General features: G+C 71.2%; 29 protein-coding genes and 1 pseudogene. 15 read left to right on the forward strand and 15 right to left on the reverse strand.

The genetic code is table 11. The features are described 5' to 3' along the window. Positions 1-43: 43 nt before the first annotated feature. The 3 genes from BSL84_RS22355 to BSL84_RS22365 are packed head-to-tail and all read left to right on the forward strand — an operon-like array spanning position 44 to position 3472. Positions 44-1063 (forward strand): carbohydrate ABC transporter permease, encoded by a 1020-nt coding sequence (locus BSL84_RS22355; RefSeq protein ID WP_075970991.1) that lies wholly within the window; start codon positions 44-46, stop codon positions 1061-1063. A 50-nt stretch (positions 1064-1113) separates the two neighbouring features. After that, the gene (locus BSL84_RS22360; RefSeq protein ID WP_075972187.1) at positions 1114-1950 is read left to right on the forward strand and encodes a carbohydrate ABC transporter permease; all 837 of its coding nucleotides are present in this window, start codon (positions 1114-1116) and stop codon (positions 1948-1950) included. Positions 1951-1957: 7 nt separating this feature from the next. After that, the gene (locus BSL84_RS22365) at positions 1958-3472 is read left to right on the forward strand and encodes a glycoside hydrolase family 3 protein (protein ID WP_045323495.1); all 1515 of its coding nucleotides are present in this window, start codon (positions 1958-1960) and stop codon (positions 3470-3472) included. Between the two features lie 115 nt (positions 3473-3587). Here BSL84_RS22365 and nagB read toward each other — a convergent pair whose 3' ends face one another. Next, entirely contained in the window at positions 3588-4373 is a 786-nt protein-coding gene (gene nagB, locus BSL84_RS22370) for a glucosamine-6-phosphate deaminase (protein WP_075970992.1), read from the reverse strand. A gap of 262 nt (positions 4374-4635) precedes the next feature. Then, on the reverse strand, positions 4636-5397 hold the full coding sequence (locus BSL84_RS22375) for an SDR family oxidoreductase (RefSeq protein WP_030026312.1): 762 nt from the start codon (positions 5395-5397) through the stop codon (positions 4636-4638). A gap of 82 nt (positions 5398-5479) precedes the next feature. On the opposite strand from BSL84_RS22375, the gene BSL84_RS22380 reads away from it, so the two are divergent. Further along, entirely contained in the window at positions 5480-6070 is a 591-nt protein-coding gene (locus tag BSL84_RS22380; RefSeq protein ID WP_075970993.1) for a TetR/AcrR family transcriptional regulator, read from the forward strand. Positions 6071-6427: 357 nt separating this feature from the next. Then, positions 6428-7897 carry a sensor histidine kinase gene (locus tag BSL84_RS22385; protein WP_199838798.1) on the forward strand — a complete coding sequence of 490 codons (1470 nt, stop codon included), beginning with the start codon at positions 6428-6430 and terminating at the stop codon, positions 7895-7897. 172 nt (positions 7898-8069) lie between these two features. Here the strand turns inward: BSL84_RS22385 and BSL84_RS22390 are convergent, their stop codons facing one another. Both BSL84_RS22390 and BSL84_RS22395 read right to left on the reverse strand, forming a co-directional pair. Then, positions 8070-8327, reverse strand: coding sequence for a WhiB family transcriptional regulator (locus tag BSL84_RS22390; RefSeq protein WP_003953983.1), 258 nt, complete (start codon positions 8325-8327; stop codon positions 8070-8072). A 324-nt stretch (positions 8328-8651) separates the two neighbouring features. Beyond that, a complete protein-coding gene (locus BSL84_RS22395; protein ID WP_030026307.1) occupies positions 8652-9617 on the reverse strand; it encodes a diacylglycerol/lipid kinase family protein in 966 nt (321 codons plus the stop codon). 85 nt (positions 9618-9702) lie between these two features. Here BSL84_RS22395 and BSL84_RS22400 point away from each other — a divergent pair, with 85 nt between their 5' ends. After that, complete coding sequence (locus tag BSL84_RS22400; RefSeq protein WP_037632507.1) at positions 9703-10149, forward strand: hypothetical protein; 447 nt, start codon at positions 9703-9705, stop codon at positions 10147-10149. Positions 10150-10196: 47 nt separating this feature from the next. Here BSL84_RS22400 and BSL84_RS22405 read toward each other — a convergent pair whose 3' ends face one another. The 3 genes from BSL84_RS22405 to BSL84_RS22415 form a co-directional block, all read right to left on the reverse strand. After that, positions 10197-11204, reverse strand: a complete 1008-nt coding sequence (locus BSL84_RS22405) for an RNA polymerase sigma factor SigF (RefSeq protein WP_234363636.1) — start codon at positions 11202-11204, stop codon at positions 10197-10199. Positions 11205-11215: 11 nt separating this feature from the next. Beyond that, positions 11216-11629, reverse strand: coding sequence for an anti-sigma regulatory factor (locus BSL84_RS22410; protein WP_030012703.1), 414 nt, complete (start codon positions 11627-11629; stop codon positions 11216-11218). 205 nt (positions 11630-11834) lie between these two features. After that, the gene (locus tag BSL84_RS22415; RefSeq protein ID WP_075972188.1) at positions 11835-12095 is read right to left on the reverse strand and encodes a UBP-type zinc finger domain-containing protein; all 261 of its coding nucleotides are present in this window, start codon (positions 12093-12095) and stop codon (positions 11835-11837) included. A gap of 55 nt (positions 12096-12150) precedes the next feature. On the opposite strand from BSL84_RS22415, the gene BSL84_RS22420 reads away from it, so the two are divergent. After that, complete coding sequence (locus BSL84_RS22420; RefSeq protein WP_030026302.1) at positions 12151-13731, forward strand: Na+/H+ antiporter; 1581 nt, start codon at positions 12151-12153, stop codon at positions 13729-13731. Between the two features lie 201 nt (positions 13732-13932). Here the strand turns inward: BSL84_RS22420 and BSL84_RS22425 are convergent, their stop codons facing one another. Next, positions 13933-14883 carry a 1-aminocyclopropane-1-carboxylate deaminase/D-cysteine desulfhydrase gene (locus tag BSL84_RS22425; RefSeq protein WP_075970996.1) on the reverse strand — a complete coding sequence of 317 codons (951 nt, stop codon included), beginning with the start codon at positions 14881-14883 and terminating at the stop codon, positions 13933-13935. Between the two features lie 132 nt (positions 14884-15015). After that, the gene (locus BSL84_RS22430) at positions 15016-15231 is read right to left on the reverse strand and encodes a hypothetical protein (RefSeq protein WP_234363497.1); all 216 of its coding nucleotides are present in this window, start codon (positions 15229-15231) and stop codon (positions 15016-15018) included. A 19-nt stretch (positions 15232-15250) separates the two neighbouring features. On the opposite strand from BSL84_RS22430, the pseudogene BSL84_RS22435 reads away from it, so the two are divergent. Together BSL84_RS22435 and BSL84_RS22440 are read left to right on the forward strand one after the other, a co-directional pair. Continuing rightward, positions 15251-15637: pseudogene (locus tag BSL84_RS22435) on the forward strand (DUF5919 domain-containing protein); the annotation flags it as partial. Positions 15638-15641: 4 nt separating this feature from the next. Continuing rightward, on the forward strand, positions 15642-16112 hold the full coding sequence (locus BSL84_RS22440; protein ID WP_075970997.1) for an NUDIX domain-containing protein: 471 nt from the start codon (positions 15642-15644) through the stop codon (positions 16110-16112). A 39-nt stretch (positions 16113-16151) separates the two neighbouring features. Here the strand turns inward: BSL84_RS22440 and BSL84_RS22445 are convergent, their stop codons facing one another. Together BSL84_RS22445 and tnpA are read right to left on the reverse strand one after the other, a co-directional pair. Continuing rightward, positions 16152-16472 (reverse strand): hypothetical protein, encoded by a 321-nt coding sequence (locus BSL84_RS22445; protein WP_030026296.1) that lies wholly within the window; start codon positions 16470-16472, stop codon positions 16152-16154. Positions 16473-16654: 182 nt separating this feature from the next. Next, positions 16655-17071: an IS200/IS605 family transposase gene (gene tnpA / locus BSL84_RS22450; protein WP_075970998.1), complete on the reverse strand. Its 417-nt coding sequence runs from the start codon at positions 17069-17071 to the stop codon at positions 16655-16657. Positions 17072-17096: 25 nt separating this feature from the next. On the opposite strand from tnpA, the gene BSL84_RS22455 reads away from it, so the two are divergent. Then, the gene (locus BSL84_RS22455; protein WP_079273473.1) at positions 17097-18305 is read left to right on the forward strand and encodes an RNA-guided endonuclease InsQ/TnpB family protein; all 1209 of its coding nucleotides are present in this window, start codon (positions 17097-17099) and stop codon (positions 18303-18305) included. A 34-nt stretch (positions 18306-18339) separates the two neighbouring features. On the opposite strand, the gene BSL84_RS22460 is transcribed toward BSL84_RS22455, so the two are convergent. The 3 genes from BSL84_RS22460 to BSL84_RS22470 all read right to left on the reverse strand — a co-directional run bounded on the left by BSL84_RS22460 (position 18340) and on the right by BSL84_RS22470 (position 20874). After that, the gene (locus BSL84_RS22460) at positions 18340-18930 is read right to left on the reverse strand and encodes an N-acetylmuramoyl-L-alanine amidase (RefSeq protein ID WP_030026294.1); all 591 of its coding nucleotides are present in this window, start codon (positions 18928-18930) and stop codon (positions 18340-18342) included. 128 nt (positions 18931-19058) lie between these two features. Next, entirely contained in the window at positions 19059-20255 is a 1197-nt protein-coding gene (locus BSL84_RS22465) for a globin domain-containing protein (RefSeq protein WP_030026293.1), read from the reverse strand. Between the two features lie 160 nt (positions 20256-20415). Continuing rightward, positions 20416-20874 carry an RrF2 family transcriptional regulator gene (locus tag BSL84_RS22470; RefSeq protein WP_075971000.1) on the reverse strand — a complete coding sequence of 153 codons (459 nt, stop codon included), beginning with the start codon at positions 20872-20874 and terminating at the stop codon, positions 20416-20418. Between the two features lie 235 nt (positions 20875-21109). Between BSL84_RS22470 and BSL84_RS22475 the strand changes: the two genes are divergently transcribed. The 4 genes from BSL84_RS22475 to BSL84_RS22490 all read left to right on the forward strand — a co-directional run bounded on the left by BSL84_RS22475 (position 21110) and on the right by BSL84_RS22490 (position 24602). Continuing rightward, complete coding sequence (locus tag BSL84_RS22475; RefSeq protein WP_030026290.1) at positions 21110-22516, forward strand: family 2B encapsulin nanocompartment shell protein; 1407 nt, start codon at positions 21110-21112, stop codon at positions 22514-22516. Further along, the gene (locus BSL84_RS22480) at positions 22513-23565 is read left to right on the forward strand and encodes a family 2 encapsulin nanocompartment cargo protein polyprenyl transferase (RefSeq protein ID WP_045323489.1); all 1053 of its coding nucleotides are present in this window, start codon (positions 22513-22515) and stop codon (positions 23563-23565) included. The genes BSL84_RS22475 and BSL84_RS22480 overlap by 4 nt, the downstream gene beginning before the upstream one ends. A gap of 141 nt (positions 23566-23706) precedes the next feature. Then, a complete protein-coding gene (locus BSL84_RS22485) occupies positions 23707-24300 on the forward strand; it encodes a GNAT family N-acetyltransferase (RefSeq protein ID WP_030031410.1) in 594 nt (197 codons plus the stop codon). A gap of 95 nt (positions 24301-24395) precedes the next feature. Then, positions 24396-24602: a hypothetical protein gene (locus tag BSL84_RS22490; protein ID WP_075971001.1), complete on the forward strand. Its 207-nt coding sequence runs from the start codon at positions 24396-24398 to the stop codon at positions 24600-24602. Between the two features lies 1 nt (position 24603). Here the strand turns inward: BSL84_RS22490 and snpA are convergent, their stop codons facing one another. Beyond that, the gene (gene snpA / locus BSL84_RS22495) at positions 24604-25272 is read right to left on the reverse strand and encodes a snapalysin (protein WP_030031409.1); all 669 of its coding nucleotides are present in this window, start codon (positions 25270-25272) and stop codon (positions 24604-24606) included. Between the two features lie 210 nt (positions 25273-25482). Between snpA and BSL84_RS22500 the strand changes: the two genes are divergently transcribed. Then, positions 25483-26418 carry a LysR family transcriptional regulator gene (locus tag BSL84_RS22500; protein WP_030031407.1) on the forward strand — a complete coding sequence of 312 codons (936 nt, stop codon included), beginning with the start codon at positions 25483-25485 and terminating at the stop codon, positions 26416-26418. Positions 26419-26421 lie beyond the last annotated feature (3 nt).

Raw genomic sequence — 26421 nt, forward strand, 5'->3', positions numbered from 1 at the left:
GTCGCGCATTTGACTCCACAGTCAACCGCGAGGAAGCCAAGCCATGACCGTGCACTCCCAGGGAGCGGTGACCAGCGCTCCACAGGACGCACCACCGAAGTCCGTCGGACTGCCCGAGACACCGGCCCCAGCAGCCGGCCCCGGCACCAGCCCGCCTCGCGCGGGCGGCAGGTCGCTCCCCACCGGGTGGCTGCCCTACCTGCTGGTCGCGCCCGCGGTGCTCGCCCTCGCGACGCTCCTGCTGTACCCGCTGATCAAGAACGTGATCCTGTCCCTCCAGGACATCAACAAGGTCGAGTTCATCCAGCGGAAGTACCCCTTCGCGGGATTCGACAACTACACCGAGCTGCTCGGCGACCCGGACTTCTGGACCGTCGTCGTCCGCAGCTTCGCCTTCACCCTGGCCAACGTCGCGCTGATCATGGCGCTCGGCAGCCTCATAGGCATCCTGCTCAACAAGCTCGGCAAGAAGATGCGCCTGGTCCTCTCGATGGCGCTGGTCATGGCGTGGGCCATGCCGATCGTCGCCTCGGTACAGGTCTTCCGGTGGCTCTTCGACGAGCAGTTCGGCGTCATGAACTGGGTCATGCGCACCGCCGGCTTCTCCGGCTACGAACAGCACAACTGGATGGAGACCGGCCTCTCCACCATGGTGATCGTCACCATCCTGGTGGTCTGGGGCTCCATCCCCTTCGTCGCCCTCAACATGTACGCCGGCCTCACCACCGTCGGCGCCGAGCTGTACGAGGCCGCCCGCATGGACGGCGCCAACGGCTGGCAGACCTTCTGGAAGATCGTCTTCCCGAACCTGAAGCCCTTCTTCCTCATCACCACCTTCCTTGAGGTGATCTGGGTCTTCAAGGCCTTCACCCAGGTCTACGCGATGAACAAGGGCGGCCCGGACCGCGCCTCCGAGATCCTGCCCGTCTTCGCCTACGTCGAGGGTCAGAGCCAGGCCCACTACGGCCTCGCCGCAGCGATCTCCGTCCTGACGATCGTCATCCTCGTCGTCGTCATGTCCTTCTACTTCCGCCTGATCCTGAAGCAGGAGGAGGAGCAGTGAGCACGACCACCGCCCCGAAGCCCGCGGCGCCCGAGAGGCCCGCACAGCAGCTGCGCACCCGCCGCCCGGTGCGCCCCGCGGCCGTGGCCAAGAACCTCGGCGCACTCCTGCTGGCCCTGATCTTCGTCTTCCCCGTGTACTGGATGTTCTCGTCGGCCCTCAAGCCGTCCGACCAGATGCTCACGAAGGACCCCGTCTTCGTCTTCACCCCGACGCTGGACAACTTCGACAAGGCCACCGGCGTACAGAACTTCTGGACGTACGTCACCAACAGCGTCCTGGTCACCCTCGGCGCCGTCCTGCTGGCCCTGCTCGTCGCCCTCGCCGCGAGCTTCGCCATCGCCCGGATGCGCTTCAGGGGCCGCAAGGGCCTCGTCCTGACCGTGATGATGGCCCAGATGGCTCCCTGGGAGGTCATGGTCATCGCGATGTACATGATCGCCCGCGACGGCGAGATGCTGAACAGCCTCCCGCTGCTCACCGCCATCTACTTCGTGATGATCCTCCCCTTCACCATCTGGACGCTGCGCGGCTTCATCGCCGCCGTCCCGGTGACCCTGGAGGAGGCGGCACAGATCGACGGCTGCACCCGCGGCCAGGCCTTCCGCAAGGTGATCTTCCCGCTGCTGGCCCCCGGCCTGATGTCCACCTCGCTCTTCGGCTTCATCACGGCCTGGAACGAGTTCGCCATGGTCCTGATCCTCAACAAGGAGAAGACCGCGCAGACCCTGCCCCTGTGGCTGACCGAGTTCATGTCGGCCTTCGGCAACGACTGGGGCGCCACCATGGCCGCGTCCTCGCTCTTCGCCGTACCGGTCCTGCTGATCTTCATCTTCCTCCAGCGCAAGGCCGTCGGCGGCATGACCGCCGGCGCCGTGAAGGGATGACGCCCTCATGACCGTCCTTGCGCACCGCGCCACCGCCTCCGACGAGGTGACCCGCGACGCCCTCGCCGTCCTCCAGCCCGGCTTCGAGGGCACCACCGCCCCCGCCTGGCTGCTCCGCAGGATCGGCGAAGGCCTCACCTCCGTGGGCCTCTTCGGCCGCAACATCACCTCGCCCGGCCAGCTCGCCGCACTGACCGCGCAGCTGCGCGCCGAACGCGACGACGTCCTCGTCGCCATCGACGAGGAGGGCGGCGACGTCACCCGCCTGGAAGTCCGGGGCGGTTCGTCCTTCCCCGGCAACCTGGCCCTCGGCGCCGTCGACGACACCGGCCTGACCCGGGACGTCGCCCGCGAGCTCGGCCGCCGCCTCGCCGAGTGCGGGGTCAACCTCAACTGGGCCCCCTCCGCCGACGTCAACTCCAACCCGGACAACCCGGTCATCGGCGTCCGCTCCTTCGGCGCCGACACCCACCTCGCCGCCCGGCACACCGCCGCCTACGTCGAAGGCCTCCAGGCCGCCGGCGTCGCCGCCTGCACCAAGCACTTCCCGGGCCACGGCGACACCAACGTCGACTCCCATCACGCCCTGCCGCGTATCGACGTCGACCTCGACACCCTCGCCGCACGGGAACTCGTACCGTTCAGGGCGGCCATCGAGGCCGGGACGAAGGCCGTGATGAGCGCGCACATCCTGGTGCCCGCGCTCGACCCGACCCGCCCGGCCACGCTCAGCCCGCAGATCCTGACCGGCCTGCTGCGCAAGGAGCTCGGCTACGACGGCCTGATCGTCACCGACGGCATGGAGATGCACGCCATCGCCGGGACGTACGGCATCGAGCGCGGCTCGGTCCTGGCCATCGCGGCGGGCGCCGACGCCATCTGCGTCGGCGGCGGACTCGCCGACGAGGCCACCGTGCTGCGGCTGCGCGACGCCCTCGTGGCCGCCGTGCGGGAGGGCGCGCTCCCCCAGGAGCGCCTCGCCGACGCGGCCGCCCGGGTCCGCGCGCTGGCCGCGTGGACCGCGGGGGCCCGGCCCGACGCGCGGCCGGAGGGGAGCCGCGCGTCCGGCATCGGCCTGACCGCCGCCCGCCGGGCCCTCGCCGTCACCGGTACGGCGAGCCCGCTCAGCGGCCCGTACGTCGCGACCCTGACCCCGGTCGCGAACATCGCGGTAGGCGACGAGACGCCCTGGGGCCCGGCCGCCGAGCTGGCCGAGCTGCTCCCGGGCACCGCCTCGGGTCTCTACCCGCAGGGCGCCACCGCCGCGGAGATCCTTGCGGCGGCAGGGGAGCGCACCGTCGTCGCGGTGGTCCGCGACGCGCACCGCCACCCGTGGATGGCCGAGGTGCTGGACACGCTCGTCGAGGCCCGGCCGGACACGGTCGTGATCGAGATGGGACTGCCGCGCGCCGAGCCGCGCGGCGCCCTGCACATCGCCACGCACGGCGCCGCCCGCGTCTGCGGACGGGCCGCCGCCGAGGTCGTGGCGGGGGCCGCCGCAGGGGCCGTCACGGTCATGTGACGCGCCGCGGTACCGGAGCCGGGCACCCGACCAGGGGTGGTGCCCGGCTCCGCCGCTCACGACGCAGGGCCGGGCTCCCCTTGGGGGGAGCCCGGCCCTGCGTCCGTCGTGGGGGCTACAGCCCCTGCCAGGACGGCTTGTCGGCGTAGGTGTGGCGGAAGTAGTCGGCCAGCTTGAGCTTCGAGGCCGCGGCCTCGTCCACGACGACGGTGGCGTGGCGGTGCAGTTGCAGCGCGGAAGCCGGCACGAGCGCGGACAGCGGGCCCTCGACGGTCTGCGCGACGGCCTCGGCCTTGCCCTCGCCGGTGGCCAGCAGCACCAGGTGGCGGGCGTCGAGGATGGTGCCGATGCCCTGGGTGATGACGTGGTGCGGCACCTGCTCCAGGTCGTCGTCGAAGAAGCGCGCGTTGTCCACGCGGGTCTGCTGCGTCAGCGTCTTGATGCGGGTGCGGGAGGACAGGGACGAGCAGGGCTCGTTGAAGCCGATGTGCCCGTCCGTGCCGATGCCCAGCAGCTGCAGGTCGACGCCGCCGGCCTCGGCGAGGGCCCGGTCGTAGGCCTCGCACGCGGCGGCGACGTCCTCGGCCGAGCCGTCGGGGCCCATGAAGGAGGCCTCGGTCAGCCCCAGGGGCTCGACGACCTCGCGCAGGACGACGGCGCGGTAGGACTCGGGGTGCCCGGCCGGCAGGCCGACGTACTCGTCGAGCTGGCATATCCGGGCGGCGGAGACGTCGACCTCACCCGCTCCGGCCTTGCGCGCGAGCGCCTCGTAGACGGGCAGCGGGGTAGAGCCGGTCGCCACGCCGAGCAGGGCGTCGGGCTTGCGGCGTACCAGGGCGGCCATGGCCTCCGCGATGAGCTCGCCGCCTGCCTTGGCGTCCGGGACGATGACAACTTCCACGCGTGGCCTGCCGATCTGGAGAGGTGATGTGGTATAGACCAATCTAGCAGAGCGGGCCGGGTACGCGGGGGGTCCCGCCACTTTCCATGGTGATCCCGATCCGCGCCCAGGGCCTCCCGGAAAGCCGCCCGCGACCGGTGCCGGCTCCATCCCCTCCAGCGCCGTGACCCGGCACTGGGTGGGTGTCGTCGAAGTAGCGTCGGCCGCCCGTGAGGGCGTGCGTGCCGGGCCCCTCCACCCGGACGGGACTTCGACGACACCCCTAGATCAGGGCCAACTGCAGGCCGCCGGTGGCGTCCAGGTGCTGGCCCGTGACCCAGCGGGAGTCCGCCGAGGCCAGGAAGGCCACCACGTCCGCCACCTCCTCCGCCGTGCCCACCCGGTGGAAGACCGAGCGGGCGGCCAGGTGGGCCCGGGTCGCGGGGTCGCCGAGCAGGGCCGCGTTCAGGTCCGTCTCGGTGATCCCGGGTCCCACCGAGTTCACGGTGATCCCCCGCGGCGCCAGCTCGGCGGCGAGTGAGCGCGTCATCGCGTTCACCGCGCCCTTCGCCATGACCGTCGCGAGGATCGCCGGCAGTGCGAGATCCGGGGTGCCGGTGACGTTCACGATCCGGCCTCCGTCGCGCAGCCGCGCCAGCCCGTGCCGGATCACGAAGAACGGCGCCTTGGCGTTCAGCGCGTGGGCCCGGTCGTAGGCCTCCTCGTCGGTGTCCGCGATCCCCGCGAAGGTCGCCGCCCCCGCGTTGTTGACGAGGATGTCCACGGACCCGGTGTGCGCCGGGTGGGCCTCGTACGCCGCCCAGAGGGCCTGCGCGTCCCCCGGGACCCCCAGCTCGGCCCCGATGGCGAAGGCCCGCCCGCCGGCCGCGCCGATCGCCGCGACGGTCTCCTCGGCTGCCGCCGCGTTGCGGCCGTAGTGCACGGCCACCAGGGCGCCGTCCCGCGCCAGCCGCTGCGCCACGGCCCGGCCGATGCCCCGGCTGCCGCCCGTGACCAGCGCGGTCTTCCCTTCGAGCACGCCCATGACGCGCCCCCCTCCACATCGATAACGGTCGCTACAGAAAGGACCGTACCAGATTCCTTAGCGCCCGCTATAGAATGCGGGGATGGTGACCGGACAGCGCGGCAGGCCGCGCTCCTTCGACCGTGACGCCGCCCTGGAGAAGGCGATGACGGCCTTCTGGGAGCGCGGCTACGAGGCGACCTCGATCTCCGACCTGACCGCCTCGATCGGCATCGGCGCCCCCAGCCTCTATGCGGCCTTCGGTGACAAGCGGAAGCTCTTCGACGAGGTCGTCGAGGTGTACGGCAGCCGGTACGGCGACTTCGCCGCCGTGGCGCTGGCCGAGGAGCCCACCGCCCGCGCCGCCGTCGGGCGCATCCTGCGCGAGGCGGCCGAGGTCTACACCGACCCGGCCCACCCGCGGGGCTGCATGGTGATCAGCGCGGCGATCAACACCACCTCCCACGAGGTGGCCCAGGCGCTGTGCGAGCGCCGCAACGCCAACCTGGAGCTCTTCGAGAGCCGGATCCGCGCCGACATCGCCAACGGCGAACTGCCCGCGGACACGGACGCGCGGGCGCTGGCCCGGTACGCCGGAGCGGTGCTTCAGGGGATGTCCCAGCAGTCGCGCGACGGGGCGACCCGGGAGGAACTGGAGGCGGTGGCGGAGCGGGCCCTGCTGGCCTGGCCGTGAAAGAGCCCCGGACATTCCTCTGGGCCACGGTGCAGGACGGGACCCTCAACCCGTCCGGCACCGTAGCCCGGAGTACTTACGGCCGTCAGGTGTGCGGTTCCCGGCGGCCGGTGAGAGGTGCCTGCGCGGTCAGGGCAGAGCGCGCGGCTACCTCGATCCGTCCTCCTGTGCGGGGAGGGCGGAGACTCTGAGTCAATTCTGGACTAGACCAATCTGATCTGTCCATCCAATGACGGTAGCGGGAAACCCGTCACTTCCTCCAACACTACGCGGCCGGTGCCCCTCCTGGATACTCCTGAGTACCGTCGTGGGGAAAGTCATCGTGCGTACCCGGGGTACGCTCGCAACGTGCCCTCCATGAACGACCTCGTACGCCAGCACACCGCTCTCGGAGAAACCGACCTGGAGTGGCTCCACCTGCTGGTCTCGGAGTGGCAGCTGCTCTCCGACCTGTCCTTCGCCGACCTCGTGCTGTGGGTGCCCACCCTCGACGGCACGCGGTACGTCTCGGTCGCCCAGATGCGCCCCAACACCGGCCCCACCTCCTACCAGGACGACATGGTCGGCCACCTGGTGCCGCGCGGCCGCCGCCCGCTGCTCGACGCCGCGCTCGACGAGGGCCGCATCGTGCGCGAGGGCGACCCCGAGTGGCGCGAGGAGGTGCCGGTCCGCGTCGAGTCGATCCCCGTCCGCCGCGAGGGCCGTGTACTGGGAGTGATCGCGCGCAACACCAACCTGCTCACTGTGCGTACACCCAGCCGGTTGGAGCTGACCTACCTCCAGTCCGCCTCGGACCTCGCGCAGATGATCGCGGCCGGCTCCTTCCCCTTCCCCGGCCAGCAGGTCGACATGGACGCCTCGCCACGCGTGGGCGACGGCCTGATCCGGCTCGACGCCGACGGAGTGGTCACCTACGCCTCCCCGAACGCGCTCTCCGCCTACCACCGCCTCGGCCTCGCCTCCGACCTGGTCGGCCAGGACCTCGGAGCCACCACCGCCGAACTCGCCCCCTCCCGCGGCCCGGTCGACGAGGCACTGGTCAAGCTCGCCAGCGGCTGGGCCCCCCGCGAGACCGAGGTCGAGGGCAACGGCGGCGTCATCCAGCTGCGCGCCATCCCGCTCAAGCCGAAGGGCACCCGGATCGGCTCCCTGGTGCTCTGCCGCGACGTCACGGAACTGCGCCGTCGCGAACGTGAACTGATCACCAAGGACGCGACCATCCGGGAGATCCACCACCGGGTGAAGAACAACCTCCAGACCGTGGCCGCCCTGTTGCGGCTCCAGTCCCGCCGCATGGATTCCCCGCAGGGCCGCGAAGCGCTCAACGAGGCGGTCCGCCGCGTCGGATCGATCGCGATCGTGCACGAGACGCTGTCTCAGAACCTCGACGAGCGCGTCGAGTTCGACGAGATCGCCGACCGCGTCATCGCGATGGTCTCGGAGATCTCGCCGGGCAAGGTCGACTGCCGGCGCACCGGCCGCTTCGGGATCCTCGACGCGGAGGTCGCCACCCCGCTGTCGATGGTGCTGACCGAGATCCTGCAGAACGCCCTGGAACACGCCTTCCCCCACGGGGAGCGCGGCACCGTGGAGGTGGCCGCGCTGCGCAGCGGGACCGGCCGCAAGGACGGCCGGCTGCTGATCACCGTGCTCGACGACGGCGACGGCCTGCCCGAGGGCTTCGACCCTCAGCGGGCCGGGAACCTCGGACTGCAGATCGTACGGACCCTCGTGGAGGGGGAACTCGGCGGCACCTTCGACATGGTCCGGGCCGAGCCACGCGGCACCAAGGTCGTCCTGGACCTGCCGTCCAGCCCGCAGAAGTAGCAGCCGTACGATGACGCAGCGTGATCGGGGACCCGCGGGTCCTGGTCTACGCAGCGTAGTCGCGGCACAGCACTGAGCCCCGGACCGAATACTTCGGTCCGGGGCTCAAGAGCACGTTGCTGAGCGCTTTTCGGTTACTGCGCGCTGCGCGTCGAGGCTCGAAAGTCGTTTGTCAGGCGCTGGCGTTGCGCGCCCGGTTGCGAGCGGCGCGGCGCTTCATGGCGCGGCGCTCGTCCTCGCTGAGACCGCCCCAGACGCCGGAGTCCTGACCGGACTCAAGCGCCCACTGCAGGCACTGCTCCATGACGGGGCAACGGCGGCAGACGGCCTTGGCTTCCTCGATCTGCAGCAGCGCAGGACCGGTGTTGCCGATGGGGAAGAAGAGTTCCGGGTCTTCCTCGCGGCAAACGGCGTTGTGACGCCAGTCCATGGCTGCTCCATCTCCTTGTATTGCGGGCACTTTGCTTGTGAATGTGAACGCTTTCACGAATCCCCCCGTGAGGGAAGGGCGACCGCCCGGTTTCACGCGGGTGATCAGTCTGAGATTCGTGGAGGGGTTCTGGCGGTCTGTGTGGGTGCCGGGTCCTGCGGGCTGTCCCGATCGCCATGAAGAGATTCGCAAACCTCGGACGGGGATACAACCCCTTCCGGAAAGTTTTTTTTGATTCGTCGGTGTCTACTAGGTCACAGCCCTACATCGTGAGGGTGGACCGGCGTGTAAACGTTCGAGTGAAAGGCCTGGGGGCCCTTCTACTCACACAATCACACGCAGTGCACGGCGTACGCCTGTGAACCGAACGCTGGTGCGCAGTCCGAGGTGATCGCCGTCCATCTGGAACGGGAGGGGAACCTTCGAATGCAAGGTGAAGTCGGTCAGATCGTGCAGAGACACCGCGTGCTTGCCGTGCGGACCCCGCTCAGGAGTGGAGGTCAGGAGCTGTGTGGCGTAGCGCGCGACGGCCGGAGTTGACAAACGGTTGAGTGCCAATACGTCAAGCGCAGTATCGAACGACGCCTCCGGAGAGGCGTAAAGCGGACGATTCCCCAGATACGTCCAGGGTGACGTGTTGCACACTATCGACAGCACCAGGTCCGTCACCGGATCCGCGCCGGGGCGCTCCAGCGTCACCGTCCCGTGCCGGCGGTTGGGCTCCTCCCAGAACTGGCGCATCAGCTGTCGTACATACAGTGCGTGCGTCGAACGCTTGCCGCGCTCCCGCTGCTGCTCCACCCGTCCCACGACACCCGCGTCGAAACCGAAGCCCGCGCAGAAGGTGAACCAGCGCGCCGGGACCGACTCGTCCTCCGTCCCCGGAGTCCCCGCCGCCAGTCCGAGGCCGACCGTCCGCTCGCGTTCCTCGCGCAGCGCGTCCAGCAGTGCGCCCGTCGCCTCGACCGCGTCGTTGGGCAGCCCCAGGGCGCGGGCGAACACGTTGGTGGAGCCGCCGGGGACCACCGCCAGCCGCGGGAGCCGGTCCGGGTCGGGCCCGTCGTGCAGCAGCCCGTTCACCACCTCGTTGACCGTGCCGTCGCCGCCCAGGGCGACCACCAGGTCCAGCCCCTCGTGCACGGCCTTGCGCCCCAGGTCCCGGGCGTGCCCGCGGTACTCGGTGGTGACCGCCTCCAGCTTCATCTCGCTGGCCAGGGCATGGATCAGGACGTCGCGCGTGCGCGCACTGGTGGTCGTCGCTGCTGGGTTGGCCACGAGAAGTGCACGCATGTGCGCCAGACTACCCACCCCCTCGCGGGCCGACCCTACTGCCCGTCCCCTCCGGCTCCCGCCGGGGCGCCGCTACCCTGCATGGGTGAGTAAGAAGCAGCCCGCGAAGGCCCCCGCCCCCACCGTCGAAGCGCCCACCGCGCTGCCCCGCCGGCTGACCGCCGCAGCCGCGCTCACCGCCCTGGAGGGCCTGGCGCTCGCCGGCCTCGGCGTGTACATGCTGTTCGTCGGCATCGCCGGCGACCCCGACTCCCCGCAGCAGGCCGAGACGGGCGGCATCACCCTGCTCGCGCTCGCCGCGCTGCCGCTGATCGCGGCCCGCGGCCTGCGCCTGGGCCGCCGCTGGAGCCGCGGCCCGGCACTGATCACCCAGCTGATGGCGCTGCCGGTGGCCTGGACGCTCTACACCACCGGCGGTGCCATGACCGCCGCCGCAGCGGCGCTCGCGGTGGCCGCGGTGGCCGTCGTCGCACTCCTCGTGAACCCGACGGCGACCGAGGCCCTCGGCATCGGAGGGCCGTCCTCCTCCTGACCCCGGTCCCGGCGCACGCCCCGGCCCGGCGCACGGCCGGGCCGGGCTCACTCCTCGACGAGCAGCTTCTCGCGGAGCTGGGCCAGGGTGCGGGCCAGCAGACGGGAGACGTGCATCTGGGAGATGCCGACCTCCTGCGCGATCTGCGACTGCGTCATGTTGCCGAAGAACCTCAGCAGCAGGATCCGCTTCTCCCGCGGGGGCAGTCCCTCCAGCAGCGGCTTGAGCGACTCGCGGTACTCGACGCCCTCCAGGGCCTCGTCCTCCGCACCCAGCGTGTCCGCGACCGCCGGCGACTCGTCGTCGGTGTCGGGGACGTCCAGGGAGAGCGTGCTGTAGGCATTGGCCGATTCCAGCCCCTCCAGCACCTCCTCCTCGGAGATGCCCAGCCGCTCGGCCAGCTCGTGCACCGTCGGGGAGCGGCCGTGCTGCTGGGAGAGCTCGGCGGTGGCGGTCGTCAGCGAGAGCCGGAGCTCCTGCAGGCGCCGCGGCACCCGCACCGCCCAGCCCTTGTCGCGGAAGTGCCGCTTGATCTCGCCGACCACCGTGGGCGTGGCGTACGTGGAGAACTCGACCCCGCGGTCCGGGTCGAACCGGTCCACCGACTTGATCAGGCCGATCGTCGCGACCTGGGTCAGGTCGTCCAGGGGCTCACCGCGGTTGCGGAACCGCCGCGCCAGATGCTCGACCAGCGGCAGGTGCATCCGTACCAGCCGGTTGCGCAGCTCCGCCTTCTCCGCCGAGCCGTCGGGCAGCGCCCGCAGCTCGACGAACAGGGCCCGCGCGCTGCTGCGGTCGCGCGGATCGGGCAGCGCCGCGGGCGCCGGAGATCCCGGGAACGCCGCCGGGGCCGGCGCAGCGGCCTCCGGTGGCTGTACCGGCTGTGCCTGGTCGTGCTGGTTCTCGCTCATAGGGCCCGCCCGTCGCTCCGCCGAGTCCAAAAAGCCGTCTTCCGCATCCGCGTCAGCCGGGTGCGGCCGGGCGTGCTGCTGCTCCGGGATGCCGCCGTCGACCTCGTGCCGTACCCGGGGCCGATCCCCGCCCCGCACCGGGATCTCCCCGCCGCTCACGCCGGGCCTGGCCCCGCGCCGCGTTGTTTGTAAAGGCTGATGCTCACCGTCCGGTTCTCCTCGACCGTGGCCTCGACCTTGCCGGCCAGTGCCGACAGGACCGTCCACGCGAACGTGTCCCGCTCCGGCGCGCGCCCGTCCGTGGTCGGCGCCGAGACGGTCACTTCCAGCGAATCGTCGATCAGCCGGAAGACGCAACTGAGGACGGAGCCCGGCACGGCCTGCTGGAGCAGGATCGCGCAGGCCTCGTCCACCGCGATGCGGAGGTCCTCGATCTCGTCGAGGGTGAAGTCCAAACGTGCCGCGAGGCCGGCCGTGGCCGTCCGCAGCACCGACAGGTAGGCACCCGCAGCGGGCAGCCGGACTTCCACGAAGTCCTGAGTCCCGGGCTCGCCTGCGATCTGGGACACCCTCACCTCCAAGGTGGTACGAGCTCTTTTCGCCGGTGACGCTACCGCGATCCGGGCGATCGTGTCGCGGCACCCCTCGTGACGCCCGCTCTGAGCACCCTGTCCTGCGCCCAGTGACTGATGGTAAGCCCATGGGTACGCACAGTGGCTAGGGGTCTGCGGGGATCAAATCAGGGGAACCGGCGGAGGGTTGAACTACCCCGCCTCACACGATCGAACCGTCGACAAAACACCATCGCCAGGTCTCGCCCGGCTCGAAGCTCCGCATCACCGGATGGCCGCTCTCGTGGTGGTGCGCCGTGGCGTGCCGGAGCGGCGAGGAATCGCAGCACGCCACATGCCCGCAGCCCAGGCACATCCGCAGCTGCACCGGGTGGCTGCCGAGCGCCAGACATTCGGCGCAGGTCTGAGCAGACGGGACCGGCTCGGGGCGCGGCAGTTCGGCAACGTGCGTGCACTCGCTCATGATGGCCAGCGTACGGCCAGGGTGCGGGCGCGCGACGAAGGAGGACCGATCCTCGATGGACGTATTGCAGCTGGTGGCGCTGGTCGCGGGCAGCGCGGCCGTGGCGGGGCTCGCGCGGCGCACACCGGTACCCGCGCCGCTCCTGCTCGTCGCCGCCGGGCTGGCGGCCTCGTACGTCCCCGGCGTGCCCGCCTACACCCTCGACCCGCACATCGTGCTGCCGCTGCTGCTCCCGCCGCTGCTGTACACCGCCTCCGTGGACAGCTCGTACCTGGACCTGCGCGCGAACATCAGGCCCATCGCGATGCTGTCGGTCGGCTACGTGCTCTTCGCGACCGTCGTCGTCGGGTACGCGGCGTACCTGCTGGTGCCGGGGCTGTCCCTGCCGGTGGCGCTGGTGCTGGGTGCGGTGATCGCGCCGCCCGACGCGGTCGCGGCGACGGCCATCGCCCGCAAGCTGGGGCTGCCGAACCGGCTGACGACCATCCTTCAGGGCGAGTCCCTGGTCAACGACGCCACCGCGATCACCGCGTACAAGGTGGCGCTGGCGGCGGCGGTCGGGGTGAGCGCCGGCTGGGCGGGCGGCATCGCGGAGTTCCTGCTTGCCTCGGTGGGCGGGGTCGGTGTCGGCCTGCTGCTGATGGTGCCGATCCACCAGCTGCGCAAGCGGATGAGGGAGCCGCTGCTGCAGAACACCCTCTCGCTGCTGATCCCCTTCGTGGCCTACGCGGTGGCAGAGCGGGTGCACGCGTCGGGGGTGCTGGCCGTGGTCGTGGTCGCGCTGTACCTCGGGCACCGCAACTGGCAGGTCGACTTCGCCACCCGGTTGCAGGAGGAGGCGGTGTGGAAGATGGTCGCCTTCGTCCTGGAGTCGGTCGTCTTCGCGCTGATCGGCCTCCAGCTGCCGGTGGTCCTCAGGGGGCTGGGGGAGTACGAGGGCGCCGCCGTGGGCTGGTACGCGGTCGCGGTGTTCGCCGTGGTGGTGGTGGCCCGCTACGTGTGGGTGTTCCCGGCGACCTTCGTACCGCGTTGGCTGTCGCCCCGGGTGCGGGCGCGCGAGCCGGAGACGGACTGGAAGTCCCCGGTGATCGTGGGCTGGGCCGGGATGCGCGGTGTGGTCTCGCTGGCCATCGCCTTCTCCGTGCCGGTCTCGGTGCCGCACCGGAACCTGATCCTCTTCCTGACCTTCACGACGGTCATCGGGACGCTGGTGGTGCAGGGGCTGACGCTGCCGCCGCTGATCAAGGTGCTGAAGCTGCCGCCGAAGGACGTGCGGGCCGAGACGCTGGCGGAGGCGCAGGCGCAGAGCGAGGCCTCGCGGGCGGCGGAGGAACGGCTGGCGGAGCTGCTGGAGGAACCGGAGAACGCCACGCTGCCGCCGCCGCTGGCGGACCGGCTGCGGACGGTGCTGGAACGGCGGCGCAACGCCGTGTGGGAACGGCTCGGCGAGGTCAATCCGCTGACGGGGGAGTCCGCGGACGACATCTACCGGCGGCTCGCCGGGGAGATGATCGAGGCGGAGCGGGAGGTGTTCGTCGCGCTGCGGGACGGCCGGCGGATCGACGACGAGATGATGCGGGCGCTGCTGCGCAGGCTGGACCTGGAGGAGGCGGCGGCTTACCGGGAGTCGACGTAGCCCCTGCGGTTCCCCTGCGGGGGGCTCGGCGGGTGGGGTGGCTTTGCCGGGGCGGGGCGGGGCGGGGGGGGGGGGGGCGGGGCCGGGGTGGGGGGACGTCCGGGACTCATGATTTATGGCGCCCGGTCCGGGTCCGGTCGTGCGGGCTGCGTGGACGCCACAACACGTTTCACGTCCCGGAGATCCCTCCGTCCCCGTCCCCTACGGGCGGCCGGTGATGATCGCGGTGACGGTCGTGCCGGGCCGGAAGGCGCCGGCGGCGGTGAGGGTGGTCAGGGCCCAGAGGAGCTTGGCCACGTAGATCCGCTCCACCGGGAAGCCGTGCCGGGAGGCGAAGTCGGCGGCGAAGGACTCCAGGGCGGCGGGGACGCGGGCGTAGCCGCCGTGGTGGAAGTCCTCGGCCAGGGACCAGCGCCCGGCCGGACCACCGTACGCCTCGGTCTGGAGGGAACGTATCTCCTCGGACAGGAAGCCGCCGGCGAGGACCGGGACGCCCAGCGCGCGCTGCCCGGGCGCCAGGCCGGCGGCCAGGCCCGCCAGGGTGCCGCCGGTACCGCAGGCCACCGCCGCCACGTCGGTGACGCCACGGAGCTCACGGCCCAGCTCGGCGCAGCCCGCGAGGGCGAGTGCGTTGCTGCCGCCCTCGGGGACGACGTACGCCCCGACCGCGCCCGCCTCCTCCAGCAGCAGGGGCAGTGCCCGCGGGTCGGCCTTGCCGCGGTAGCGGGAGCGGGAGACGAAGTGCAGCCGCATGCCGTCCGCCGCGCACCGGGCGAGGGAGTCGTTCAGCGGCCGGCCGGCCAGCTCGTCGCCGCGCACGACGCCGACCGTCTCGATGCCGAGCAGCCGCCCGGCGGCCGCGGTGGCCCGCAGGTGGTTCGAGTACGCCCCGCCGAAGGTGACCAACCGGTCGTGCCCCGCCTCCAGGGCGGCCCGCAGGTTCGGCGCGAGCTTGCGCCACTTGTTGCCGGGAGGGTACAGGTCCACTGGTCCAAACAGATCCGTGTCCCACGGAATGGTGGTGTGGATCAGGTCGTCCCGCTTCAGCAGCAGGCGGACTCCGTGTCGCTCGAACCGCTCGTCATGGATCTCCTGCAACGGGGACGGCGGGCGGGGCTGCAAGAGCACGTCAAGGTTCGCGGGGCGGTTCACCCGTCCATTGTGGGGCGCGCCCGTCCTCGCCGTCGCACGTCAGAGCCCCGCCCGCACGGTTCGGGTCGTGTGAGCGGGGCCGAAGCCGGCGCGCTGGACTGCCTTGCTCGCCGTCGCCCAGCGGGCCGGGGTCTACGCGTCGCGGCTGACCCGGGCGTGATCGGTGAACACGCGCCGGAACAGGTCGTGCCCGGTCCGCCCGGCGTGCCGTAGCGCCCAGTCCTGCGGCCCTTCCTGTTCGACGTGCGCGCCCGACTCGGCTCCGCAGCCTTCGGCGACGCAGAACGCCTCGTAGGTCACCCCGCCCTCTGGGGCGTGCCGGATGGTGTGGGGGACGTAGCGCAGCACGGCGCGGGTCGTCGGCTCCCGCCTGAACGAATTCCTTCGGGAACGTGCGGCGGACGGCTGCACGGTCCGGATCGCCATCGGTGACGCGGACAGCGAGAACGTCCGGCAGCGTGGACAGGAAGAGAGATTCGGGCACGGCATCGAATCCCGCTGCCGTCTCGCCCTCATGCACTACCGACCCTTGGCCGACGTTCCCGGCATCGCGCTTCGAACGCACGACACGACGCTCTACAACAGCGTGTACCGGGCGGACGACGAAGCCTTGGTCAACGCCCACGTGTGGGGCGTGAACGCGTACGGTGCGCCCGTGTGGCACCTGCGCCGCCACGACGCCGGGGGCCTGTTCGACACCTACGCCGACAGCTTCGACGCGGTGTGGGAGACGGCCCGTCCCGTGGAGGAGTGACCCGATGGCCCGCACCGAGTACTACGACGATCCCCACGCGCCCGCACCCAACAGCATGGTCGTGGCAGCGTCCGCCGTCGTCACGGACGACCAGGGCCGCATCCTGCTGCAACGGCGCCGCGACAACGACCTGTGGGCCCTCCCCGGAGGCGGGATGGACCTCACGGACTCCCTCCCCGGTACGGCTGTCAGAGAGGTCAAGGAGGAGACCGGCCTCGACGTGGAGATCACGGGACTGGTCGGCACCTACACGGACCCGAAGCACATCATCGAGTACAGCGACGGCGAGGTCCGCCGCCAGTTCAACGTCTGCTTCACGGCCCGCATCACCGGGGGCGCGCCGGCGATCTCGGACGAGAGCACGGAACTGCGGTTCGTGGCACCGGCCGACCTCGACCCGCTGCCCATGCACCACACCCAACGGCTTCGCATCCGGCACTTCTTGGAACACCGGCCTACGCCCCACCTCGGCTGAGCGGCGGCCAGGACCACGGCGCCGCCGGCGGGCCAGCCGTCAGAGGGCTGTCCAGGGGACGGTGCAGGTGTGGGGGCCCTCGGGGCAGAGGGAGGTGAGCACCGTGCGGCGGAGGGATCGCCAGGTGCGCAGGGAGCAGGTCAGGCGGACGCGGAGTTCGACCGGTCGGCGGGTGCCGCTGTCGTGGCCGGGGTTCTCCACGGCCCACTGCTGCTCCAGGAAGTCGTACGGGCAGGGGTCCACGACGGTCACGCCGACGATCCGGGCGCTCCGGGCGGCCACGGCAGTTTCGACGAGCTTCGTCACGCCGGCCAGTCCCTGGTCGTCCGCGTACAGGCCGAAGGCCAGGTCTCGTGTCATGTCCCCACCCTGTCAGGCGTGTTCCCGAGCCCGGCACCGGGAAAGGGCTTCCCGGTGCCGGGGCCGGGGGCTACCGGGACTATTCGCAGTGCACCGGGCTTCAGCCCGGTGGTGAAGCGAATCTGAGGGCTGCTCTGACCTCAGCTGCGTGCACGGATCCGCATTGTTCCCCTCAGCCCAGGTCAGAGCGGCCGGTTCTGCTGCTCGATGTACTGCTTCACGATGCTGAGCGGTGCGCCGCCGACGGAACCGGCGAAGTACGAGCCGGACCACAGGCGTTGTGCCCGCCAGTAGTGGCGGACGAGGTCGGGGAACTCCTGGCGCAGCCGCCGGGAAGAGACGCCCTTGAGGCTGTTGACCAGCTTGGACACGGCGACCTTCGGCGGGAAGTTCACAAGGAGGTGGACGTGGTTGTTCTCGCCGTTGAACTCGACCAGCTCGGCCTCGAAGTCCTCGCACACGGCCCGCATGATCTCCTCGCACCGCGTCAGGTGCCGGTCAGCGAAGACTTTGTGTCGGTACTTTGTCACGAAAACCAAGTGGACGTGCATGCGGAAGACACAGTGACGACCAGGACGAACGTTCTCATCGATGCTCATAAACCAATTGTGTATCGTGATCCGCGTGCAGCTTCGGTACAGCTTCCGCCTGTACCCGAGCGCCGGTCAGCGCAGCGTGTTGGCGAGGGCGTTCGGGTGTGCGCGGGTGGTCTACAACGACGCGCTCCGCGCTCGGGAGACCGCCCGCAGCGAAGGCATGCCGTTCCCGAAGACCGCAGACCTGTCCAAGGCGCTGATCACCGAGGCGAAGAACACCCCGGAACGGGCCTGGCTCGGCGAGGTCTCGGCGGTCGTCCTCCAGCAGTCCCTGCGCGACCTGGACACCGCGTACCGGAACTTCTTCGACGGGCTCAAGGGCAAGCGCCCCCGTATGGGCGCACCCCGGTACAAGTCGAAACGGGACACCCGGCAGGCCGTCCGCTTCACCGCGAACGCCCGCTGGTCGATCACGACCGGCGGGAAGCTGCGCCTGCCGAAGATCGGCGACGTCAAGGTCAAGTGGTCCCGCAGTCTGCCCTCCGCGCCGTCGACGGTGACGGTGGTCAAGGACAGCGCGGACAGGTACTTTGCGAGCTTCGTCGTGGAGACCGGCCCGGAGGAAGTCCTTCCCGAGGTCACACCCGAGTTGGGCATCGATCTCGGGCTCGGGCACTTCGCGGTCCTCTCCGACGGGACGAAGGTCGACAGCCCGCGCTTCCTGCGCCGCGCCGAGAAGCGCCTGAAGAAGGCACAGCGCGCCCTCTCCCGCAAGGAGAAGGGCTCCAGCAACCGGAACAAGGCCCGGATCAAGGTCGCCCGCGCACACGCGAAGGTGGCCGACGCGCGCCGCGAGTTCCACCACCAGCTCTCCACGAAGCTGATCCGCGAGAACCAAGCGGTCGCCGTGGAGGACCTGGCGGTGAAGGGACTCGCCCGCACGCGCCTGGCCAAGTCCGTCCACGACGCCGGATGGTCGGCGTTCGTGAACATGCTGGAGTACAAAGCCGCCCGGTACGGGCGCACCTTCGTGAAGATCGGCCGCTTCGAGCCGACCTCCCAGGTGTGCTCGCAGTGTGGCGTGAAGGACGGCCCGAAGCCGCTGCACGTCCGTGTGTGGACGTGTGGGGCGTGCGGGGCGGTCCTGGACCGGGACATCAACGCGGCGGTCAACGTCGCCAAGGCGGCCGGACTGGCCGTGCCAGCCTGTGGAGCGCAGGTAAGACCGGGACTCGTCCCGGCACCGCGCAGCGAACCAGGAACCCACCCGACACCGCAGCCTTCAACGGCGCGGTAGGCGGGAATCGCCGTCCACCAGGGCGGCGAGGATGTCAATTCAGGCGTTCCGCGATGCGGTTGCGGAGGGAGTCCATCGTGAAGCCGCGGGGGTCGACCTTGCCCGGCTGCCATTCGCGGTGGCCGATGACCGAGCGGGCCGTCCAGCGGTGGACCCGGCACACGGCCGCCGCCGCGCGGGCGATGGCGTCGATCTGGGCCGGGGGCCAGGGGTCCGCGCCGTCGCCGAGGTTCACGCACTCGAAGCCGTAGAAGTGGCGGTTGCCGTCGGTGGTCGCCTCGTTGTCCGGCGGGAGCCGCCGTTCCGCGATCACCGCCGCCAGGACGTCGGGGTCGCCCAGGCCGGCGTGGTTGGCGCGGCCGTAGCCGACCAGGTGGACGCGGCCGTCCTTGCCGATCACGCCGTGGCACAGAGGTCCCGGGAGGGCGCTGTGGCCGTCGCGGCAGAGCTCGACGGAGTAGGCGGTGCCGCGGGTGACGGTGTGGTGGATCATCACCCCGTGCAGGGGGCCCCAGGGGCCCTTGTGGTTGCGGTTGTGAGTGCGCCAGGCGCCGACCTCGACGACGGTCAGCCCTTCGTTCCTCAGTGCGTTGACGAACCGGTCCGCGGACATGGGTGCGGCCATGGCCGCCTCCTTCGTGGCGGTGCGGGTCGGACACCCTTTGTGTCCGACCCATCACTCTCCGGTTTAGTGGAGGCGAGCCTTCCGCGGCTAGTGTTTTCGTACGCCGAGCGAGCCGATCCGGACAGGGCTCAAGCGGAAGCGAGCCACAGGTCCGGGCCGAACACCTCGTAGTGGATGTCGCTCGCCGGCACGCCCTTGGCGAGCAGCTGCTCGCGCACGGACCGCATGAAGGGCAGCGGTCCGCACAGGTAGGCGCTGGTGCCCGGGGCGACCGCGACGTCGGTCAGGTCCATGAGGCCCGTGCCGTCGCCCGGTTCGGCGTCCTGCTCGTACCAGAAGCGGGCCGAGGCGTCGGCGAGCTTGTGGGTGAGGGCCCGGTGGTCGGCCCGCAGGGGGTGGTCCGCGGGGGAGCGGTCGGCGTGCAGGACCGTGACCGGGGCGGCGTATCCGGTGTCGGCCAGGTGCTCCAGCATCGAGAGCATCGGCGTGCAGCCGATGCCCGCCGACGCGAGCAGGACCGGAGCGCCGGAGTCCGCCAGGACCAGGTCTCCGTACGGGGCGGAGACGCGCAGGGTGTCGCCGGGCCGGACGTGGGCGTGCAGGTGGTTGGAGACCTCGCCGTCGGGGCCTCCCGCGGCCGGTCCGTGGACCCGCTTCACGGTGATCGCGCGGACCGCGGAGCCGGGCGGGGAGGACAGGCTGTACTGGCGGATCTGGCGGGCGCCGTCCGGCAGTTCGACCTGCACCGAGACGTACTGGCCGGGCAGGTGCGCGGGAGCGGCGGCGCCGTCCGCGGGGACCATGTGGAAGGTGGCGCAGTCGGCCGTCTCCTCCGACCGGCCGGTGACCGTCCACTCGCGCCACACGTCGCCGGCGGCGATCCGGTGCCCGGCGTAGAGGCGCTCCTCGATGGCCACGAGGGCGTTCGCCATCAGCCAGTAGACCTCGTCCCAGGCCCGGGCGACCTCGGGCGTCACGGCCCCGCCGAGAACTTCGGCGATCGCGGCGAAGAGGTGCCGGTGGACGACGGTGTACTGCTCCCGGGTGACGCCGAGGCTGGCGTGCTTGTGCGCGATGCGGCCGAGCATCACGTCGGGGCGGGTGTCCGGGTGCGCGACGAGGTGGGTGGCGAAGGCGGCGATGGAACCGGCGAGCGCCTGCTTCTGCAGGCCCGCCGCCTGGTTGCCCCGGTTGAAGAGGTCGCGGAGCAGCTCCGGGTGGGCCGCGAAGAGCTTGGTGTAGAAGAGCTCTGTTATGTCCCCGATGGCCGCTCCGACGGCGGGCAGAGTGGCTCGGACGGTCGCGGTCGACTGCTCGGACAGCATGTGGAACTCCTTGCGTGGTGGAACTGGTCCAAATTGGCATCTGAGATGCGTATTTTTGAGTGCAGAGGCCCGCCAGAGTGCGGACTTCCGTTCGAGATCCCGTCGGGGAGAGGCTATGGCGCCCGACGGGTAGCGGTAACCGGCCATTCGGCCCTGCGGGTCAGGGACCTTCGGCCTTCGTGGGCGCCCGGCTCGAAATGCCCAGCAGGAGCGGCCCGGTCGGCGCAGCCACCAGGTCGTCCACCGTCAGCGGGTCCAGGGCGGCGAAGAACGCCTCCTGGGCGCGGCGCAGCGCACCGCGCAGCACGCACGCCCCGCGCAGCGGGCAGGGGGCCGTTCCGTCGCAGTCCACGACGTCGCCGTCGCCCTCCAGTTCGCGCACCACCGCACCCACCGAGGCGGCCCGTCCCGCGGTGGTCAGGGTGAGCCCTCCGCCGCGCCCGCGCCGCGCCTCGACAAGGCCGAGGTGCTGGAGCCTGGCGACCACCTTGGCCGTGTGGGTGTAAGGGACCTCCATCGTCGCCGCCACGTCGCGCGTGGTCGGCAAGTCCGTCTCCTCGACCACGGCCAGGCGCATCAGGGTGCGCAGGGCCAGGTCGGTGAATCGCGTCAGCCGCATGAGGTCACCGTAGAAAATTCGCATCTCACATACAAATTAAGGCTCGGGTGCGATCGCGGCTTGGCCGAAAACAATCGCCGGCCCGGACTCCCCGCCCCTCGTGGTAGGGAGTTCGGTCCGAGAGGGTGCCCAGTCCGGAGCGGCTGTAGTCCCACCCTTTTGTGTAATGGTCCAACCACGCTGCGTACTGAAAGGCTGCCTTCGCAGATCCATGGAGTGATCGAAAGGGAAAGACATGTCGGTCCAGGCAGGTTCCGAGTCCGAGGCCCAGACACCGCAGCGCAGTCTGGGTACGGCGGCCGCACGGAACTTGGCAACCACGACCAAGTCCGCGCCGCAGATGCAGGAGATCACTTCGCGGTGGCTGCTGAAGATGCTGCCGTGGGTGTCGGTGCAGGGTGGCACCTACCGGGTCAACCGCCGGCTGACCTACTCGGTCGGCAACGGCATCGTGGAATTCGTCAAGACCGGGACCCAGGTGCAGGTCATCCCGGCCGAGCTCGGCGAACTCCCGCTGCTGCGCGACTACGAGGACCTCGACGTCCTCGGCGAGCTCGCCCAGCGGTGCCGCCAGATCGACTTCGAGGCCGGCCAGGAGCTCACCTCCTTCGGCAGCCCCTCCGGCGAGGTCTTCCTGCTCGCGCACGGCCGCATCGACCAGATCGGCCCCGGCCCCTACGGGGACGACGCCGTCCTGCGGACCGTCGCCGACGGCGCCTACTTCGGCGAGGATTCGCTCGTCGATGAAGAATCGATTTGGGAGTACACCGCCCGCGCCGCCACCCCCGGCACCGCGCTCGCCCTCTCCCGGCAGGACTTCCAGCTGCTGGCCGACCGGGTCCCCTCGCTGCGCGAGCACCTGGACCGCGTGTGCTCCATGCCCGCCCAGCGCACCAACAAGTACGGCGAGGCGGAGATCGACCTCTCGGCCGGACACATGGGCGAAGCCGTTCTGCCCGGCACCTTCGTGGACTACGAGGCCCGCCCGCGCGAGTACGAGCTGTCCATCGCCCAGACGGTCCTGCGCGTGCACACCCGCGTCGCCGACCTCTACAACCAGCCGATGAACCAGACCGAGCAGCAGCTGCGGCTCACGGTCGAGGCGCTGCGCGAGCGCCAGGAGCACGAGATGCTCAACAACCGCGACTTCGGCCTCCTCCACAACACCGACTACGACCAGCGCATCCAGCCGCACGACGGCGGCCCCGGCCCCGACGACATGGACCAGCTGCTCAGCATGCGGCGGGGCTCCAAGCTCTTCCTCGCGCACCCCGAGGCCATCGCCGCCTTCGGCCGTGAGTGCAACAAGCGCGGGATCCACCCGGGCACGGTGGACGTCGACGGCACCCGGGTGACGACCTGGCGCGGGGTGCCGATCTTCCCGAGCAACAAGATCCCGATCAGCGACGCCCGCACCACCTCCATCCTGTGCATGCGCACCGGCGAGGACGAGCAGGGCGTGGTCGGCCTGCACCAGCCGGGCATCCCGGACGAGATCGAGCCGAGCATGTCGGTCCGCTTCATGGGGATCAGCGAGCAGGCGATCATCTCGTACCTGGTCACCGCCTACTTCTCCGCCGCGGTGCTGGTACCGGACGCGATCGGCGTACTGGAGAACGTCGAGATCGGCCGCCGGCGCTGAGCGAGGTGAACACCATCGCGACCGGCGAGGGCCAGGAGGCCGCGGCCCTGCTGGAACGTACGAGAGAGGCGGTCGACCCGGAACTGCGCCGCACCGTCGAGAGCCTGCCGGGCGGCATGCGGCGCGTGGCGATGTACCACTTCGGCTGGGAGCACGCGGACGGCACCCCGGCCGAGGGCAGCGCCGGCAAGGCCATCCGGCCGGCCCTGGTACTGGCCGCGGCCCAGGCCCTGCAGGACCACGGCCTCGGCCCCGTCGACCACGCCGTACGGGCGGCCGTCGCCGTGGAGCTGGCACACAACTTCACGCTGCTCCACGACGACGTCATCGACAAGGACGTCCGCCGGCGGGGCCGGGCCACCGCGTGGACCGTCTTCGGCACACCGGACGCGATCGTCACGGGCGACGCCATGATGGCGCTCGCGCTGAGACTGCTCGCGCAGGACCCGCACCCCGCCGCGGCGGCGGCCTCGGCCCGGCTCTCCGCCTGCACCATCGAGCTGTGCGCCGGCCAGCAGGCCGACTGCGCCTTCGAGCAGCGCCCGGACGTCTCGCTCGACGAGTGCCTGACCATGGCGACGGCCAAGACGGGGGCGCTGCTGGGCTGCGCGTGCGCGCTGGGCGCGCTGTACGCGGGGGCCGGACCGGACGAGGTCGACGCCATGGACGCCTTCGGCCGGGAGGCGGGCCTGGCCTTCCAGCTGATCGACGACCTGATCGGCATCTGGGGGGATCCGGGGCACACCGGCAAGGCGGCCGGGGCCGACCTGATCGCCCGCAAGAAGTCCCTGCCGGTGGTGGCGGCCCTCACCTCGGGCACCCGGGCGGGCCAGGAGCTGGCCGAGCTGTACGCCGGCCCCATGACCGGGGACGACGTCCGCAGGGCGGCCGACGCCGTGGACCGGGCCGGCGGCCGCGACTGGGCGCAGGCCCACGCCGCCGACCGGATGGGCCGGGCGGTCCAGCAGCTGTCCCGGGCCGTTCCGGACCTCGGGGCGGCGGGCGGGCTGCTGGCGCTGGCGGAGTTCGTGACGCGCCGTACGAGGTGAGCGCCACGGCGTGGTGACGCATCCCCGCACGGGGGAGGCCCGTTTCCGGTACCGCACGGTGCCGGAACGGGCCTTACCGCATCCGGGCGCCAACTCTAGGATCGCTGACGGTTGTTGACACGTGAGCGAAGGGTGAGGCCAGTGGCGCTGGAGATACGTCGGGCGGATCAGTCGGACCGGGACGCGGTGGCGCGGCTGCTCGACCAGGCCTTTCGCACCGACCCGGTGAGCAGCTGGGTCTTCCCGGACCCGGTCCACCGGGCGGCCGTGCACGAGAGGTTCCTCGGCGTCTTCGTGGACGTCGCGCTGGCCGAGGGCCGGATCGACTACGCCGCGGACGGCTCGGCGGCCGCCCTGTGGCTGCGGATCCCGGCGGGCGAGCCGGAGGGGGAGGACGACGTACCGGCGCGGATGCGGGCCGTGGCGGACCCGGACAACGAGCGGTGCGAGCTGGTGGGGCGGCTGACGGGCGCCGTACATCCGACCTCGGAGGAGCACGAGTACCTGCTGATGATCGCGGTCGCCCCGGACCGGCAGGGGGAGGGGCTGGGCACCGAGCTGATGCGGCCGGTGCTGGAGCGCTGCGACCGTGAGGGCGTGCCGGCGTACCTGGAGGCGAGCAGCGAGCGCAGCAGGGGCCTGTACGAGCGGCTGGGCTGGGAGCTCACCGGTGAGGCGGTACGGCTGCCGGACGGGCCCCTGATGTGGCCGATGTGGCGCAAGCCGAGGGGCTGAGAGCCCGCAGACCCTCGGCGGCGGCCGGATCGTGAGCACCTACCTCCGCAAGGACTTACCCGCCAAACGTGCGAAAACCGGCCTACCGTGTAGGTATGGCCGGTGAGCAGCAGCACGAACACGAGCGGGTGGCCCCGCAGGCCGGGCACGAACAGCAGACGTGCCCGGCCTGCGGGCTCCGCGTCGACACGGTGGTCAGGCGGCGCAAGTCCCTCGGGGTCTTCATCCCGGTGTGGAGCCGGGGTCCCTGCCGGAACCCCGACTGCACGGCATACGCGGGCGCGGAGCACGAGGAGCGGTGACTCAGCCGGTGGGCGCGAGCTCCTTCGCGCCCAGGCCGGAGGCGAAGCCGTTGGCCCAGAGCTGGTTGACGCGTGCCCGCTCGGCGGAGTTCGGGGTGGCGTTCTGGCACGAGGTGCCCGGGCCGCCGCCCGACATCAGCTCGCTGCACGGGCCCGAGTAGTGGTCCGGCAGGCCCAGCACGTGGCCGGTCTCGTGCGAGGTCACCCGGGTGGAGTTGTACTGCTGGTTCTGCCGGTAGTCGAGGAAGATGTAGCCCCGGCCGTGCCCGTCGGTGCTCGCGTACGAGCCCCGTGAGTCGTTGCCCTCGCGGTAGGAGAAGTTCCCGCCGGAAGACACCTCCTGCAGCCTCACGTTGCTCACCGAGCTGTTCCAGATGCGGGTGGAGGCGGCTATCTGGGAGCGGAAGCTCGGCGCGTTGCGGGTGTTGTACGTGACGGTGACGGCGAGGGCGCCCGGGTTCGCGGCACGCTGTTCGGCGACCGAGCGCTGCACGGCCTCGAAGAAGGCGCGGTTGGCGGCCGCGTTCTCCGGCGAGCGCTCGTACGCCGCGAAGCTCGCGGCATTGCCGACGGGGGCGGGAGCGGCGGCGGCGGTGGGGACGGCGCCGAGCGCGGCGGCGAGACCGATGCCGACGGCGGTCGACAGAACGGCCTTACGGGAGTGGCGCATGTGGGGGAGCTCCTACTCATCCGGTGCGGTGGGGGGTGGGTCTTTCGGTACCGGAGTCTGCGGGAGCGGAACTGGCCGGCGGATGATGTCACTGCCCGATAGCGCCGGCCTATCGGGAAGATTTCGACAGCCCAACTAGCGTGAGAATGGCGGGATTCGGGGGGCTATCGGTGGCTGGTGCGGTCCCCGGGCCCGGCCTACCCTCGGGGCATGGAGCTTGAGGTCAGGCACCTGCGCGCGCTGTGCGCCATCGCCGACGCCGGAAGTCTGCACAAGGCTGCCCGGCAACTCGGCGTGAGCCAGCCCTCGTTGACCACGCAGTTACGCCGCATCGAACGCGCCCTGGACGGCGAGCTGTTCCTGCGCGAACGGACCGGCTGCCGGCCCACCCCTTTCGGCCGCACCGTCCTGGGCCGGGCCCGGCCCTTGCTCGCCGACATGGCCGCCCTGGTGGCGGAGGCCCGCGCACAGGCCCACGGCCCGCGGCTGCGCATCGGATCGACGGCCAGCCGGGCACTGCCGGGATGGCTGCGCCGGCTCCACCGGCGGCTCCCGGACACCGAGACCTCCCTCCTGGTGGACGTCTCCGCGAACGCGCTGCTCAGGATGGTGGCGGCGGGGCAGCTGGACGTGGCGTTCGTGCACGAGGTGGAGGGCAGCCCGCTGCGGGTGCCCGAGGGGCTTCAGACGCACGTGCTGATGGAACGTGAGCCGCAGTTCGTCTCGATGCCGAGGGACCATCCCGCGGCGGGGCAGGAGATCGTCTCCTTACGGGATCTGGCGGCCGACCGCTGGGCGGTGGACCCCTCCGTCGACGGTGAATGGGACGGCCTGCGGCGGGTCTTCGCCGGGGCCGGGCTCGACCCGCCGGTGCTGCACACGGACTACCACACGGCGACCTCGCTGATCATCTCCGGCGAGGCGGTCGCCCCCTGCCAGCCCACCTCCGGGCCGCGCGAGGACATGGCCATCCGGCCGCTGTGCGGGGACCCCCTCGCCGTGCGGCTGCTGCTGGCGACCCGCCCCGGCGCACACGCCGAGGTCTACGAGGACCTGCGCGACGCCTACCGCGAGGCCGCCCTGCGCACACCCCCGTACCGGGCGTGGCTGCACCACCACGCGAGCCCCCTGCTGGAGGCGGCCTGACCC

It is taken from the genome of Streptomyces sp. TN58, from assembly GCF_001941845.1.
GTDB lineage: Bacteria > Actinomycetota > Actinomycetes > Streptomycetales > Streptomycetaceae > Streptomyces.

Excerpts from the sequence above, each read along its gene's own strand:
- BSL84_RS22465 (WP_030026293.1), bottom strand. The coding sequence starts at position 20,255 with ATGCTGTCCGAGCAGTCGACCGCGACCGTCCGAGCCACTCTGCCCGCC.
- BSL84_RS22375 (WP_030026312.1), bottom strand. The coding sequence starts at position 5,397 with ATGGGCGTGCTCGAAGGGAAGACCGCGCTGGTCACGGGCGGCAGCCGG.
- BSL84_RS22415 (WP_075972188.1), bottom strand. The coding sequence starts at position 12,095 with ATGAGCGAGTGCACGCACGTTGCCGAACTGCCGCGCCCCGAGCCGGTC.
- BSL84_RS22475 (WP_030026290.1), top strand. The coding sequence starts at position 21,110 with ATGTCGGTCCAGGCAGGTTCCGAGTCCGAGGCCCAGACACCGCAGCGC.
- BSL84_RS22500 (WP_030031407.1), top strand. The coding sequence starts at position 25,483 with ATGGAGCTTGAGGTCAGGCACCTGCGCGCGCTGTGCGCCATCGCCGAC.
- tnpA (WP_075970998.1), bottom strand. The coding sequence starts at position 17,071 with ATGAGCATCGATGAGAACGTTCGTCCTGGTCGTCACTGTGTCTTCCGC.
- BSL84_RS22490 (WP_075971001.1), top strand. The coding sequence starts at position 24,396 with ATGGCCGGTGAGCAGCAGCACGAACACGAGCGGGTGGCCCCGCAGGCC.
- snpA (WP_030031409.1), bottom strand. The coding sequence starts at position 25,272 with ATGCGCCACTCCCGTAAGGCCGTTCTGTCGACCGCCGTCGGCATCGGT.
- BSL84_RS22460 (WP_030026294.1), bottom strand. The coding sequence starts at position 18,930 with ATGGCCGCACCCATGTCCGCGGACCGGTTCGTCAACGCACTGAGGAAC.
- BSL84_RS22420 (WP_030026302.1), top strand. The coding sequence starts at position 12,151 with ATGGACGTATTGCAGCTGGTGGCGCTGGTCGCGGGCAGCGCGGCCGTG.
- BSL84_RS22440 (WP_075970997.1), top strand. The coding sequence starts at position 15,642 with ATGGCCCGCACCGAGTACTACGACGATCCCCACGCGCCCGCACCCAAC.
- BSL84_RS22380 (WP_075970993.1), top strand. The coding sequence starts at position 5,480 with ATGGTGACCGGACAGCGCGGCAGGCCGCGCTCCTTCGACCGTGACGCC.
- BSL84_RS22395 (WP_030026307.1), bottom strand. The coding sequence starts at position 9,617 with ATGCGTGCACTTCTCGTGGCCAACCCAGCAGCGACGACCACCAGTGCG.
- BSL84_RS22355 (WP_075970991.1), top strand. The coding sequence starts at position 44 with ATGACCGTGCACTCCCAGGGAGCGGTGACCAGCGCTCCACAGGACGCA.
- BSL84_RS22365 (WP_045323495.1), top strand. The coding sequence starts at position 1,958 with ATGACCGTCCTTGCGCACCGCGCCACCGCCTCCGACGAGGTGACCCGC.
- BSL84_RS22470 (WP_075971000.1), bottom strand. The coding sequence starts at position 20,874 with ATGCGGCTGACGCGATTCACCGACCTGGCCCTGCGCACCCTGATGCGC.
- BSL84_RS22445 (WP_030026296.1), bottom strand. The coding sequence starts at position 16,472 with ATGACACGAGACCTGGCCTTCGGCCTGTACGCGGACGACCAGGGACTG.
- BSL84_RS22385 (WP_199838798.1), top strand. The coding sequence starts at position 6,428 with ATGAACGACCTCGTACGCCAGCACACCGCTCTCGGAGAAACCGACCTG.
- BSL84_RS22390 (WP_003953983.1), bottom strand. The coding sequence starts at position 8,327 with ATGGACTGGCGTCACAACGCCGTTTGCCGCGAGGAAGACCCGGAACTC.